The sequence below is a fragment of the Chryseobacterium sp. 7 genome, assembly GCF_003663845.1.
Taxonomy (GTDB): Bacteria; Bacteroidota; Bacteroidia; order Flavobacteriales; family Weeksellaceae; genus Chryseobacterium.
In genome coordinates, this window is sequence record NZ_RCCA01000001.1 from 3,171,197 (window position 1) to 3,185,525 (window position 14,329).

Below are 14,329 nucleotides of genomic sequence, written 5' to 3' on the forward strand. Positions count from 1 at the left end.
TTTTTTTAAGCTTAAAAACTTAAAAACACAATAAAAATTTAATCAATACGTAAGAATGGTAACCTACGAAAATTTACATGATACATTATCGTTTTACAGTATTGACTGCCGGCAATCTTATTACATTTCTTCAGGAAAACATATTTTCGAATTTCCAAAAGCTCCCTTTAGAATGGATTATTATGCATTATGCATTTGTACCTCAGGAGAAATAAATATTGAGATAGACCAACAGGAATACAAGGTAGATGCTCACAGTTTTCTTATGGCTGCGCCTTCTACCATTGTGAAGTTTGTAAAAACAAGTGATGATTTTAGGATGAAGTTACTGTTCTTCGACAAGAATTTTCTGATTAAAAATATTTCCAATCCGTTTATTATCGAGAAAATGAATCTTTTTTCCAAAGGTTCATACAGCATTGTAAAAACCTCGGCAAAGAATTCTTTGTTACTGCAAAATCTTCTGGATGATCTTGATAAAAAATCAAATAAGCAAGGTAAGTTTACGGATGAAATTATCCGCACTATTATTTTTCATATTCTGCTGGAAACCGCGGAAATTATGGAACAGCAAAATTTTGCAAATCCTAAGAAAGAAGAGGGTAAAAAAGATCTTTATCTGAAATTCAGTAAACTGATCAGAGAAAATATAACCCGGGAGCGAATGGTTCAGTTTTATGCAGATCAGCTTCATGTTTCCAATAAATATCTCATCGAAATTATTAAAAAAGCAAGCGGAAAAACACCTCATGAGGTCATTGATGAAGCCCTATTGAAAGAAGCTTATGTCATGCTTGGTAATCCTGATCTCACTATTTCGGAAGTTGCTTTTGAACTTCAGTTTAATTCCGCCTCGGCATTCGGCCGTTTTTTTAAAAAACATACTGCACTTTCTCCTTCAGAGTATAGAATGAAAGAAAATATTCAGTCATGAGAATTTGGGGATAATAATTCTGAACTTAGGGATATATATTGCTTTGTGAATAGAGGTACCTTTATACTGTTAATTAAAAACAATACAAAATGAGTACGATCAATTCAAAATTCGACAAAGTTTTAAATGCCTCTGACCAGTTCGGGAAAGTAAACCACGAACCGGATTCAAGTAAAGAAGTTCAGATTAACACTCCTGAAAAAACAATGCCTTTCTCCGATCAGATCGGAAACTATCAACGTAATAAAGGTATTCCTTTACAATCTTACGAAAACAGTAAAATCTATATTGTAGGAAGCGGAATTGCAGGAATGTCTGCCGCTTATTATTTCATCCGTGATGGCCGTGTTCCCGGCAAAAACATTATTTTCCTTGACCAATTAAATGTTGAAGGCGGATCTTTGGATGGCGCCGGTAATGCTAAAGACGGTTACATCATTCGTGGAGGAAGAGAAATGGATATGACTTATGAGAATTTATGGGATATGTTCCAGGATATTCCCGCTTTGGAACTGCCTGCACCATACAGTGTCTTGGATGAATACCGACTCATCAATGACAATGACCCGAATTATTCTAAAGCAAGACTGATTCACAATCAGGGACAGATCCAGGATTTCAGTAAATTCGGTCTTGAGAAAAAAGATCAGCTGGCGATTGTAAAACTTTTACTAAAGAAAAAAGAAGAGCTTGATGATCTTACAATTGAAGATTATTTTTCTCAATCTTTCCTCAACAGTAATTTCTGGTTCTTCTGGCGTTCTATGTTTGCTTTCGAAAACTGGCACAGCTTACTGGAACTGAAACTGTATATGCACAGGTTTCTCCACGCAATAGACGGAATGAAAGACTTCTCATGTCTGGTTTTCCCAAAATACAACCAATATGACACCTATGTAACTCCATTGAAAAACTTCCTGGTAGAAAAAGGGGTACAGATCCAGTTTAATACATTGGTAAAAGATCTTGACATCCATATCAATACGGAAGGAAAAACAGTAGAAGGAATTATCACTGAACAAAACGGAGAAGAAGTAAGAATTCCGATTGGTAAAGATGATTACGTTATTGTAACTACCGGATCAATGACGGAAAGCACCTTCTACGGAGACAACAATACCGTTCCTGAAGTCACGATTGACAATAGCAGTGCAGGACAAAGTGCAGGATGGAAACTGTGGAAAAATCTTGCTGCAAAATCTGAAGTATTCGGGAAACCGGAAAAATTCTGCAGCCACATTGAAAAATCTTCATGGGAATCTGCTACATTAACATGTCGCCCTTCTGCTTTCACAGAGAAACTGAAAGAACTATGTGTGAATGACCCTTATTCCGGAAGAACTGCTACAGGAGGTATTATTACCATTACAGACTCTAATTGGGTGATGAGCTTTACCTGCAACAGACAGCCACACTTCCCTACTCAGCCGGATGATATCCTTGTAGTATGGGTATATGCTTTACTGATGGATAAAGAAGGTAATTACATTAAAAAACCAATGCCTCAGTGTACCGGAAACGAAATTCTTGCTGAATTATGTTACCATCTTGGAATGACAGATCAACTGGATAACGTTATAGAAAATACCATTGTACGTACAGCATTCATGCCTTATATAACCTCTATGTTTATGCCAAGAGCAATGGGAGACCGTCCGAGAGTGGTTCCTGAAGGATGTAATAACTTAGGTCTTGTAGGACAGTTTGTAGAAACCAATAATGATGTCGTATTCACTATGGAAAGTTCTGTGAGAACGGCAAGAATAGCAGTTTACAATCTTTTGAATCTTAATAAGCAGGTTCCGGATATCAATCCATTACAATATGATATCAGACATTTATTAAAAGCGGCTCAGGCTCTTAATGATTATAAACCTTTCTTAGGAGAAGGAATTTTAAGAAAAATATTAAAAGGAACTTATTTTGAGCACATTCTGGTCAACCGCCCTGAAGAAAAAGAAGAACATGAATCTTTCTTAACCAGATTTCAGGAATGGATAAAGGGAGTAAAAGATTAAAAATATTAGATTACAAAAAGTTTTAAACTATTAAAATAAGAGCAGGTCTTGTATTAAGTCCTGCTTTTTGTTTATTAAATACCTTTAAATTGATTATGGTTTATATGTATCTGGTGACAAACGCAAAAGTGCAAGATTATTCCTTTCTGATAAAATTGAACACTGTTGATTTCTAAAGTTAAAAATATTGATTGATTAGATTGTATTGCACCTGCCGGAAATCTTCGATTTCCTTGCACCTTAAATATTCACAAAGTATAAACTTCTTAGTGCCTTTGCCTTTTCCAACAAAAAAAGCAGAACTTCAATGAAGTCCTGCTTTATGTATTATATATTCCCGAAAAATTATTCAGGTTTAAAAGAATCTTTTAACGTTACTGTACGGTTAAACACCAATGCATCGTCTGTAGAATCCTGATCTTTTGTAAAATACCCAATTCTCTGGAACTGTAATGGCTCACCAACTGCAACCTCCTTCAGGCTTGGCTCAGCAAATCCTTTTACTATTGCTATAGATTCAGGATTGATGAAGTTTAAGAAGTCTACATCTTTTTCCGCATCAGGCTGTTCTACTGTAAACAAGTGATTGTAAGTTCTCACTTCTACAGGAAGAGCATGTTTTGCAGATACCCAATGTAAAGTTCCTTTTACTTTTCTTAAACTTTCCTCTGTTCCGCTTCCGGATCTACTCTTCTCATCATACGTAGCGTAGATGGCAGTGATCTCACCATTTTCGTCCTTCTCTACTCTTTCAGCTTTAATGATATAAGCAGATTTCAAACGAACTTCACCGCCTAATTTAAGTCTGAAGAATTTATTGTTCGCTTCTTCTTTGAAGTCTTCACGTTCAATATAAAGCTCTCTTGAGAATGGAACTTCTCTTGTTCCTGCATTTTCCTGTTCAGGATTGTTCTCAGTCTCTAACCATTCTTCCTTGTCTTCAGGATAGTTTTCGATCACTAATTTTACAGGATCTACTACCGCCATTACACGCTTAGCTACCTTGTTCAGGTCTTCACGTACACAGAAATCAAGCAATTGAATTTCGATAAGGTTTTCTCTTTTCGCCACCCCTACTTTATCAATAAAGTTTCTGATAGAAGTTGGAGTATATCCTTTTCTTCTCATCCCTGAAATGGTAGGCATTCTAGGATCATCCCATCCGGTTACTACCCCTTCAGCTACCAGTCTCTGAAGCTTTCTTTTGGAAGTAATCATATAGGAAACATTCATCCTTGCAAATTCTCTCTGCTTGTTTTTTACCTTTCCATCTTCATAAACCTGATCCAAATACCAGTTGTACAAAGGTCTGTGGTTTTCAAACTCCAAAGAGCAAAGTGAATGCGAAATTTGTTCAATATAGTCGGATTCACCATGAGCCCAGTCGTACATTGGATAAATTTTCCAGGCTGTACCGGTTCTGTGGTGAGGCTTATTCAAAATTCTGTACATAACAGGGTCACGCATATTCATGTTGGGCGAAACCATGTCGATTTTTGCACGAAGAGACATTGAACCACTTTCAAATTCTCCGTTTTTCATCCTTTCGAATAAATCTAACGACTCTTCAACAGGACGGTTTCTGTATGGAGATTCAATTCCCGGTTCTGCAGGGTTCTTTCTTTGCTCAGTAATCACTTCAGACGGCTGCTCATCTACGTAAGCTTTTCCTTCTTTAATTAACTGAACTGCCCAATCATAAAGCTGCTGGAAGTAATCGGATGCGTACAACACTTTATCCCATTTGAAACCTAACCATTCAACATCTTTCATGATAGAATCTACGAATTCCTGCTCTTCTTTTTCAGGGTTCGTATCGTCAAAACGAAGGTTTACGGGAGCATTGTATTTTTCACCAAGACCGAAGTTGATGCAGATCGCTTTTGTGTGACCTACATGCAGATAACCATTCGGTTCAGGTGGAAAACGGAAACGGATCTGATCTCTTTTCAAACCGTTTGCCAGATCATCTTCAATAATTTGCTCAATAAAATTGAGTGATTTTTTTTCTTCTTCCATTAAAGTAGCTTTTATTTTTTAGCAAAAAAAGTTTCACAAAGTTACGGAAAAATAAGCGTTTGTAAAAGTGATAATTTAAAACCCTTATCCATTGTATTTCAGGAATTTTCACTAATTTCGATAAAGCTAAAACCATATAACCCAACATCAATCATGGCCGTTTATATCTTAAGTAACCGGAAAATTGTACGTCATAAAGGGGAGAGCCTGGACTCTTTTTCTAATGACGAATACTCTATTCCCAATTTCAGAATCGCCAAATGTGATTTTGATAATTATAAGGAACCGACTGCTCAGGCCAAAAAGAAAAAAGGCTACACCAACAGGAATATTGTAAATTATAAGCTTTTCTCCGAGCCGGAAAAACAGGGCTATGAAGAAGTTTTGGACGTTTTGTTGAGCGAAAAAGGGATTAAAAAATCCACTCTCACAGCCAATAATCTTGGCGGAACCCAAAAAATGTTTTATGAACTGTACAAAAATATGTCTTCCACAAAGGACAGAAGTGATGTACTTATATTTATCCACGGTTATCTGTATGATTTTGACGATGAATTAAAGGCTATTATTGATCTTAAGAAAATATTCATTGATAATCCGGCATCTCCTGTAGAACATATTTTATTTGTAAGCTGGCCGGCTTCAGGAAGTATGATTCCGTTGAGCTATTTTGATGATAAAGCTTCCAGTATCAATTCCGGTTCCTCTCTGATGAGAATGTTTTACTTCTATACTCAGTTTTTAAAAGATATTTTTTCCAACAGGGATCTGAAACCCTGCAACCAAAGAATTCATATCATGGCCCATTCTTTGGGAAACAGAGTACTTCAAAGCATGCTTTACAGTCTTAAAAAAGAGAATATTCTGCGTGTTATCGACCAGGTTTTACTGCTGAATGCGGATGTAAGCTATAAAGTATTTGAAGATTCTGAAGATTCATACAATAAACTACCATTATTAGCCAACCAAATTTCCATTTATCTGAACAGGCAGGATCTCATTCTGGGAGCTTCTCAGTTTACGAAAAATATCCTTACCCCAAGGCTTGGTAAAAATGGGCCAAGTAATATTGATCAATACAAAGATATTGTGTCTATCATCGACTGTACGTTTGTAAAAGATGATCTGCTGAACAGCTTTAAATATGAAGTTGGAAATCACTGGGGATATCTTTCCAGTTCACAGGTACAGAATGATATCTTTCAGAATTTATACGGAATAGACAGAAATTTAATTACCAACAGATCAAAAGATAACGAAAATATTTTCACAATTATTTCTTAACAAATAATTAAAATAATCCTTAAAAAATGAACTCTATGTTAAAATTAATTCACTTTTATAGTATGGCATAGAGATTGCCAATTCAATCTATAGGGAATTACAATTTTTTATTATGGAACAGATTAAAAAAAGGTTTTCTTATATTTTAAGCTATATAAAGAAGGCCATCTTCGTAAAAGATGTGATTTAACTGAATAAAAACTTTAAAACAAAAAACTATCCGACCCAACAACTACTTTATCCTTTAAACAGAACCGACCTATAATTATTATTCCTACAAATCAAATGCAGGAATATATTTTCGTGTTTATATACCGGAATCAATTCCTCCCATTCTAAATTAATACACTCTTACAAAAAGGCTTTATTCCAACCTGAATGATTTTTGACATAATGTAAAAATTTCACAATTAAGTTAAATAATTCCCAATACATTGTATAATTGAAAAAAAATTTCGACATTTACTTACCAATCAAATAAAATTAATAGCATGAAAAATCTAAAAAAAATCAAAAGAGGAGAATTAAAAACCATCAAAGGAGGAAGACCACCTCTTGGATGTAACAGCTGGAATCCAGTGGCTATGTGCTGCAGATCATGGGGACCAGATTACTGTGGCCAGACTACATGTCCGGATTCGCCACCACCATTATGCTAATTAACTTTTAAACATTATTTTTTGAACCAAAGCAGCTCATTTCTGAGTTCTAAATCAGATTCAAAATTATTGACAAATAAAGCTCCAGTGCCCAAACCTTGAGGCATTGGATTTTTTTTGGTAAATGTATACTGAGCAATAGCATTCAAACCGATATTACTTTCCAGCGCTGACGTAATCCACCAGTCAATATTTTGGTTTTCAGCCATGGAAATCCATTCATCCGAACCGGAAAAACCTCCTACCAAAGCAGGTTTCAAAATAATATACTGAGGATTTATTGTTTCTAAAAGCTGTTTCTTTTTTCAGGATTAATAATTCCGATCAGTTCTTCATCCAAAGCAATCGGAGTAGGTGTTTGGGCACATAATTCTGCCATATCACTCCAGTTTCCGGCTTTAATGGGTTGCTCAATGGAATGAATATTAAGATCCGCAAGCTGCTGCAACACAATAGCTGCTTCATCTTTACCAAACCCTCCATTAGCATCCACACGAAGTTCCAACTGATCTTTGGAAAATTTTTCTCTTAACTTTTGAAGAATTACATATTCGGATTTCCAATCGACCCCAATTTTTAATTTAATACAGTGAAATCCTTTTTCCAGTTTCTCCTGAATCTGTTCTTCCATATATCCTGCATCCCCCATCCATATCAGACCATTGATGGTAATGGCAGACTTTCCCTCAGTAAACTCACTTGGAAAATAAAGACTATCACCATATTTCAGATTCTGAACAGCCTGTTCATATCCGAACCAGATTGACGGAAATTCTTTCAGTTCTTCTTTCAAAAAAACGGAATCCTGATTGATATTTTCACAAAGCCATTTTAGTTTGTTTTCATAATCAGGCCTGTCGTCAAAACTGAGACCTCTGAAAATGGCACATTCCCCTACTCCTTTTTTTCCATTTTCATAAATGGTCAGAATATAGGTTTCCTTATCAAGCAAAACGCCGCGAGATGTTCCACTCGGGCGTTTGAATTGTAATAAATATTGTAAATATTGTGCTTCCATTTATTTCACGCTGTCGATACGCATAAATTCTTCAGCTTTTTCTACCATTTCAATACTTCCGCAGAAGAAAGGAATTCTCTGGTGAAGTTCCGTAGGTTCTATTTCAAGAATTCTCCTGAATCCATCGGTTGCTTTCGCTCCAGCCTGTTCTGCAAGGAAGGCCATAGGATTACATTCGTATAAAAGTCTTAATTTACCATTCGGAGCCTGTGAGTATGACGGATAAATATAAATTCCTCCTTTCAGCATGTTTCTGTGGAAATCTGCTACCAAAGAACCGATATATCTTGAAGTATAAGGACGATCTCCTTCTTCCATCTGGCAATATTTAAGATAATTTTTAACTCCCTGAGGGAATTTGATGTAATTCCCTTCGTTGATAGAATAGATTTTTCCTGTTTTTGGGAAAGTCATATTCGGGTGGGAAAGATAATACGTTCCTAAAGAAGGATCCAGTGTAAATCCGTTTACTCCGTTTCCTGTAGTATACACAATCATGGTAGAAGATCCATAAATAACATATCCAGCCGCAATCTGATTGATTCCTTTTTGTAAAAAGTCTTCCAACTGTACCGGAGTTCCTGGTTCGGTAACTCTTCTGTAGATTGAGAAAATAGTTCCTACAGAAACATTAACGTCAATGTTAGAAGATCCGTCCAAAGGATCGATCAGTACTACATATTTGCTTAAATGACCATTCTCACCGCATTTGATGTCGATAAAATCATCATTTTCTTCAGAAGCAATACCACAAACAACCTCTCTTTGAGACAAAGCCGTAATAAAAATTTCATTAGCAATAACGTCTAATTTCTGCTGCTCTTCTCCCTGAACGTTTTGGTTTCCGGCAGCGCCTGTAATATCTACAATCCCGGCTTTATTTACTTCTCTGTTTACCACTTTCGAAGCCAATCTTATTGCACTTAGAAGACGAGAGAATTCACCTGTAGAATACTGAAAATCGTCCTGCTTATCTATAAGAAATTCTCCTAAAGTCTGTAATGGTTGATTTGACATATTTTTCTTTTTACGTTTTGCCCAAATTTCGGAAAATTTATTGCATTAAGAAAATTTAATTAAAAAAGAGGTTATTAACTGTATTTCAACACGATACAAACCTAACATAGCGTAATACCTAGTCTTTGCAGAAAATTATGCCTCCAAATTTGTTACATCAGACGCATGAAAAATTCAGATTATTTCATTATTTGTTGATTTTAAGGAAATCTTAATTCTATCTCTGCGATAGGCTATTTCATATCTCGTTGTAAATTTATAATTTTGACGTCCGTAAAAAACTCATGTATTTTTTTATCTAACAATTTTATTTTTAACAATTTAATGAAAATTTTCAAGTTTGGTGGAGCATCTGTAAAAGATGCCGAAAGTGTGAAAAACGTGTCTATGGTTCTAAAAAGCCAGGGATTTGCCAAATGCTTGCTGGTAATTTCAGCAATGGGCAAAACGACGAATGAGTTGGAAAAAGTTGTAGAACTTTATTTCAAAAAGGATAACTATCAAACTGAGATTGAAAAGATAAAACGAAAACACATTGAGATTGCGGAAGGGCTTTTTCCTGAAAATCATGCGGTTTTTGCTGAAATCAATCTCTTTTTTGATGATATTGATTCTTTTTTAAGAAGAAATAAGTCTCCTAACTACAACTTTGTGTACGATCAGGTGGTAAGCTGTGGAGAAATGATTTCTACAAAAATTCTGAGCGAATATCTGAATGAAATTCAATTTACGAATCAGTGGCTGGATGCCAGAGATTATGTAAAAACGGATAATTCATACAGAGAAGGTACGGTAGACTGGGCAAGAACGGAAGAATTTATCTCTAATCTTAATCCAGAAATCTGCTATGTAACGCAGGGATTCATTGGTTCTGACGACAATAATTTTACGGTGACGTTAGGAAGAGAGGGCTCTGACTACTCTGCTGCTATTTTTGCTTACTGCTTAAATGCTGATGCGATGACCATCTGGAAAGATGTACCCGGAGTAATGACCGGAGATCCGAGAAAATTCAAGGATGTATCTCTTCTTTCTAATATTTCATACGAAGAAGCGATTGAAATGGCGTATTACGGAGCTAGCGTTATTCACCCGAAAACATTGCAGCCGCTACAACAAAAAAATATTCCTTTTTATGTAAAATCTTTCGTGGATCCTACTAAAGAAGGAACAAAAGTAGGTGCTTCCGACAAAAACCAACAGGAAGAATCTTATATTTTAAAAGAAAATCAGGATCTTTTGAAAATCTCAACAAGAGACTTCTCTTTTATTGCAGAAGATCATATGAGCTTAATTTTCGGATTTTTATCTAAATATAAGATCAAAGTTTCACTAATGCAGAATTCTGCGATCTCCCTGGCGCTGTGCCTTGAGGATAAGTTTAATCATATTGATGAGCTCAACGAAGAGCTTCAAAAAATTTTTAAAACCGAAGCGATTAAAAATGTATCTTTATTCACAGTAAGAAATGCGAAGATGGATCACATTGATAAATTTTACCATGAAAAGAATGTATTGTTAGAACAAATTTCTAAGAATACGCTTCAAATGGTAACACAATAATATTAATTGCGACTAAACACACATGAGTTTAATTTCGAAAAACGATCTGATCAAAGCTTCCGGCTTAAATAAAATTGGGTTTCTCAAGAACCCGGTAGCATCTGCTGTGATGAGCATTGCTAAAATAAATGAAGTAAATAGACTATACGACAAACTAAAAGACAAGGAAGGCAAAGACTTTTTCGACTCATTTGTGAGAGAAAGAAACCTAAGCTATGTAGCTTTTGAAGAGGATCTGGCAAAGATTCCGAAAACGGGACCGTTTATTCTGGTTTCCAATCACCCGCTCGGTGCTATTGACGGAATTCTTATGTGCAAGGTCTTATCAGAGGTTCGTCCGGATTTCAAGGTAATGGGGAATTTCCTTTTGGAAAAAATCAAACCTATGGAACCGTACGTAATCGCTGTAAATCCTTTTGAAAACAGAAAAGAAGCTTACAGCAGCTCTTCAGGAATGCGTGAAACACTCAAGCATTTACAAAACGGAGGCTGTGTAGGTATTTTTCCGGCAGGAGAAGTTTCCAACAAAAACAATCCTTACGGAGAAATTTTAGATAAGGAATGGGAAAAAACGGCACTTAAGCTGATCAGAATGGCTAAAGTGCCGGTAGTTCCTATGTATTTTCATGCAAAGAACAGCCGACTTTTTTATCAGGTGGCCAAACTTCACCCGAATTTGCAGACGCTGATGCTTCCTGCGGAAATGATGAATGACAGGGAAAAACCTATCAGAATCAGAATCGGACGCCCTATTACGGTGAAGGCAATGGATGAAATGGAGACGATTGAGGAATTGGGAGAGTTTCTTAAACGCAAGGTATATATGATGAAATCTTACTATGAAAAGAGAAAATCCCTTGCCCAAAGTATCAATCTTCAGAATTTATCTGTAAAATTTCCTTTACTGAAGGAAGAAAATATTGTTCAGAACATCATTGACGAAACTCCTGTGGAAGACATCATAAAAGATGTTGACAAGCTGAGAGGAACTGATAAAATGCTGTTCAGCAACGGAAATTATGAGATCTACTTCACGACTTACGAAGAAATTCCTTCTATCATGAGGGAAATCGGACGTCAGAGAGAGCTTACTTTCCGTGCGGTAGGTGAAGGAAGTAATCTTCCGTTTGACCTTGATGAATATGATAAACATTACCACCACCTGTTCCTTTGGGATAACGGTGAGAAAAAACTGGCTGGAGCCTACAGAATGGCACTGGGTAGAGAGGTAATGAAAAAATATGGCATCAAAGGCTTCTACACAAGCTCTTTATTTGAGTTTGAACAGGACATTCATCCTTTCTTCAAAAAGGTGATCGAAATGGGCCGTGCTTACATCTGTCAGGAATACCAACAGAAACCTCTTCCACTCTTCCTTTTATGGAGAGGAATTGTGCATGTATGCCTGAGAAATCCTGATCATAAATTCCTTATGGGTGGTGTGAGTATTTCCAACAAATTCTCGGAATTCTCAAAATCACTGATGATCGAATTTATGCGTTCCAATTATTTTGATTCCGCGGTAGCTCAATATATCACTCCAAGGAATGAATATAAGGTAAAGCTTCGTGACAGGGATAAAAACATTTTCTTTGAGGAAATGGAATCTGACCTTAACAAGCTGGATAAAATCATTGATGACCTTGAACCCGAATTAAGACTTCCTGTTCTGATCAAAAAATACATCAAGCAGAATGCTAAAGTAATCGCTTTCAATGTAGATCCAAATTTCAATGATGCGATTGACGGATTGATGTACATCCGAATCAGTGATCTTCCGGAAAACACGATTAAACCGGTATTGGAAGAGATGAGTGAACAGATCAGAAAAGAGCAGGAAAATAATCCGGCTGATAATCAGTAAGTTTTTAACTTTATTCAAAAAAAAGTACGATGGATACTTGCTTTGTATACTAAAACTTACTACTTTTGCATCACTTTAAAACAACGAAGTAAGTCAAACAAAAATATAATGGTTTCTTAGCTCAGTTGGTAGAGCAATGGATTGAAAATCCATGTGTCCCTGGTTCGATTCCTGGAGAAACCACTTTAAAACCTCTAATTCATTTTAGAGGTTTTTTTGTTTTTACATCTAGTACTTTCTTTTGTAATCTTTCTCTTATTTAACGCAAAGAAATAATTTTCTCATTCTAAAATTCAAGGTGCAAAGAAGAGCGACTCTGCCGCTGAATAAGCTTTATGATTATTCATTTGTTTAAAAAAATAAAAAAAATTAATCAAAATTCTGGGAATTAATTTTTTATTTGATAGCTATGACTTAATTTAGTAGAACAAATCACCTTACAAATAAATATTATGAGATTAAAATTATTAGCCGATACTTTTCTGGGTATCGCTGCATTGCTTGTTTTTCAATCATGTGCAGAAAACACTATGGCAGCTGAAGATACTGTTGCAGCACAGAAAAACACCTCAGCATTAAGAAAAGCTTCGGCTTTCAGTGTTCCGGTTGCGGGAAATTCTTTTTTAACGGTAAAACCTTCGGGAGCCAGCGAGGTCATCACCTCAAGTAATCTAGGTAACTGGACGAACTCCAATACTGTGATCAGCACTTATTTCAGGGTAAGCAGTACGGGAACGTTAAACATTGGATTAAAAGCTTCTGTTCCTTCGGGTACAAGTGTTGTAAAAGTAACGGTAGGCGGCACTTCTAAAAATGTTACTTTAACGGGTTCCGGATATAAGGACTATACTGTTGGAGATTTTACTATTTCCTCTCCGGGCTATGTAAAGGTCGATCTTCAGGGTGTCTCTAAAACCGGTGGCTATTTTGCTGATGTGACGAATGTAACTTTCAGTGGAGCCGCTTCTACAGGAACCAATGTTTACAGCAATGATCCTTCTTATTATTATTGGGCGCGTAGAGGGCCTTCCTGTCATCTTAATTATGTAATTCCAACAACCAGCAATGTGAGCTATTATTACAATGAAGTAACAGTTCCGGTGGGAGAAGATAAGATTGGCTCTTATTTTATGGCGAATGGCTTTAGTGCGGGCTATTTTGGAATGCAGGTGAACTCTGCTACGGAAAGAAGAATTTTATTCTCTGTATGGAGTCCATTTGAGACCGATGATCCGAATAATATTCCTCCTGATCACAAAATTATTCTGAACAGAGCCGGTACCGGGGTAACGATTGGAGAATTTGGCAATGAAGGTTCCGGCGGGCAAAGTTATTATAAATATAACTGGGTGGCAGGGCAAACCTATAAATTCTTATTAAAAGGCGAACCGGATGGCACCGGAAAAACAGATTTCACAGCATGGTTTCTCTCACCAGATGCTACAACATGGAAACTGATAGCCAGCTGGAAAAGACCTCAAACCAGTACTTATCTTAAAAGCTTCTACAGCTTTGTTGAGAATTTCAATCCTGAAAATGGATATCAGGGCAGAAAGGCAGAATTTAAAAACCAATGGATAAGAACTTCAGACGGCAACTGGTTTGCTGTTTCAGGGGCAAAATTCAGTGTGGATAATACTTATAATGCCCAACAAAGAATAGATGCAATGGGAGGAACAAGTGGTAATTCTTTCTTTTTGCAAAATGGAGGATTCTTTAATACGATTATTGCTCCCGGAACATCGTTTTCGGTTACTGCACCTACACAGGCTCCGAACATCAATTTTTCTACACTTCCATAAAATGACCACTTAAAATAATTAAGCCAGCGACTTCACATAAGAGCTGGCTTTTTTAATTTGTCTGCACTTCTTCTTTGAGCTGAGATCATTTAATTTTAAATCTCTAAAAAATAAAAAAATTAATTACCCCAAATCATTGATGAACAAAGCG

General features: G+C 36.2%; 9 protein-coding genes, 1 tRNA gene and 1 pseudogene. 8 read left to right on the top strand and 3 right to left on the bottom strand.

The window, feature by feature from the left end; translation table 11 throughout:
- Nucleotides 1-55 precede the first annotated feature (55 nt).
- Both CLU97_RS14545 and CLU97_RS14550 read left to right on the top strand, forming a co-directional pair.
- Nucleotides 56-934, top strand: coding sequence for an AraC family transcriptional regulator (locus CLU97_RS14545; RefSeq protein ID WP_121488573.1), 879 nt, complete (start codon nucleotides 56-58; stop codon nucleotides 932-934).
- Nucleotides 935-1,023: 89 nt separating this feature from the next.
- Nucleotides 1,024-2,952: an oleate hydratase gene (locus tag CLU97_RS14550; RefSeq protein ID WP_121488574.1), complete on the top strand. Its 1,929-nt coding sequence runs from the start codon at nucleotides 1,024-1,026 to the stop codon at nucleotides 2,950-2,952.
- A gap of 345 nt (nucleotides 2,953-3,297) precedes the next feature.
- On the opposite strand, the gene CLU97_RS14555 is transcribed toward CLU97_RS14550, so the two are convergent.
- A complete protein-coding gene (locus tag CLU97_RS14555; RefSeq protein ID WP_121488575.1) occupies nucleotides 3,298-4,971 on the bottom strand; it encodes a glutamine--tRNA ligase/YqeY domain fusion protein in 1,674 nt (557 codons plus the stop codon).
- Between the two features lie 153 nt (nucleotides 4,972-5,124).
- On the opposite strand from CLU97_RS14555, the gene CLU97_RS14560 reads away from it, so the two are divergent.
- Nucleotides 5,125-6,255, top strand: a complete 1,131-nt coding sequence (locus tag CLU97_RS14560) for an alpha/beta hydrolase (protein ID WP_121488576.1) — start codon at nucleotides 5,125-5,127, stop codon at nucleotides 6,253-6,255.
- A gap of 491 nt (nucleotides 6,256-6,746) precedes the next feature.
- A complete protein-coding gene (locus tag CLU97_RS23720) occupies nucleotides 6,747-6,914 on the top strand; it encodes a bacteriocin-like protein (protein WP_156118473.1) in 168 nt (55 codons plus the stop codon).
- Between the two features lie 14 nt (nucleotides 6,915-6,928).
- Here CLU97_RS23720 and CLU97_RS14565 read toward each other — a convergent pair.
- Nucleotides 6,929-7,932, bottom strand: a pseudogene (locus CLU97_RS14565) (o-succinylbenzoate synthase).
- Nucleotides 7,933-8,949 (bottom strand): class 1 fructose-bisphosphatase, encoded by a 1,017-nt coding sequence (fbp, locus tag CLU97_RS14570; protein ID WP_034695188.1) that lies wholly within the window; start codon nucleotides 8,947-8,949, stop codon nucleotides 7,933-7,935.
- 324 nt (nucleotides 8,950-9,273) lie between these two features.
- On the opposite strand from fbp, the gene CLU97_RS14575 reads away from it, so the two are divergent.
- The 4 genes from CLU97_RS14575 (at nucleotide 9,274) to CLU97_RS14590 (ending at nucleotide 14,178) form a co-directional block, all read left to right on the top strand.
- Nucleotides 9,274-10,512 (top strand): aspartate kinase, encoded by a 1,239-nt coding sequence (locus tag CLU97_RS14575; protein WP_121488577.1) that lies wholly within the window; start codon nucleotides 9,274-9,276, stop codon nucleotides 10,510-10,512.
- Between the two features lie 22 nt (nucleotides 10,513-10,534).
- On the top strand, nucleotides 10,535-12,376 hold the full coding sequence (locus tag CLU97_RS14580) for a lysophospholipid acyltransferase family protein (RefSeq protein WP_121488578.1): 1,842 nt from the start codon (nucleotides 10,535-10,537) through the stop codon (nucleotides 12,374-12,376).
- 110 nt (nucleotides 12,377-12,486) lie between these two features.
- A tRNA-Phe gene (locus CLU97_RS14585) sits at nucleotides 12,487-12,559 on the top strand.
- A 269-nt stretch (nucleotides 12,560-12,828) separates the two neighbouring features.
- Nucleotides 12,829-14,178, top strand: a complete 1,350-nt coding sequence (locus CLU97_RS14590) for a DUF3472 domain-containing protein (RefSeq protein ID WP_121488579.1) — start codon at nucleotides 12,829-12,831, stop codon at nucleotides 14,176-14,178.
- Nucleotides 14,179-14,329: the final 151 nt, after the last annotated feature.

What these genes read in the sequence shown, in the direction of transcription:
- CLU97_RS14545 (WP_121488573.1), top strand. Translation starts at nt 56, where the DNA reads ATGGTAACCTACGAAAATTTACATGATACATTATCGTTTTACAGTATT.
- CLU97_RS14550 (WP_121488574.1), top strand. Translation starts at nt 1,024, where the DNA reads ATGAGTACGATCAATTCAAAATTCGACAAAGTTTTAAATGCCTCTGAC.
- CLU97_RS14555 (WP_121488575.1), bottom strand. Translation starts at nt 4,971, where the DNA reads ATGGAAGAAGAAAAAAAATCACTCAATTTTATTGAGCAAATTATTGAA.
- CLU97_RS14560 (WP_121488576.1), top strand. Translation starts at nt 5,125, where the DNA reads ATGGCCGTTTATATCTTAAGTAACCGGAAAATTGTACGTCATAAAGGG.
- CLU97_RS23720 (WP_156118473.1), top strand. Translation starts at nt 6,747, where the DNA reads ATGAAAAATCTAAAAAAAATCAAAAGAGGAGAATTAAAAACCATCAAA.
- fbp (WP_034695188.1), bottom strand. Translation starts at nt 8,949, where the DNA reads ATGTCAAATCAACCATTACAGACTTTAGGAGAATTTCTTATAGATAAG.
- CLU97_RS14575 (WP_121488577.1), top strand. Translation starts at nt 9,274, where the DNA reads ATGAAAATTTTCAAGTTTGGTGGAGCATCTGTAAAAGATGCCGAAAGT.
- CLU97_RS14580 (WP_121488578.1), top strand. Translation starts at nt 10,535, where the DNA reads ATGAGTTTAATTTCGAAAAACGATCTGATCAAAGCTTCCGGCTTAAAT.
- CLU97_RS14590 (WP_121488579.1), top strand. Translation starts at nt 12,829, where the DNA reads ATGAGATTAAAATTATTAGCCGATACTTTTCTGGGTATCGCTGCATTG.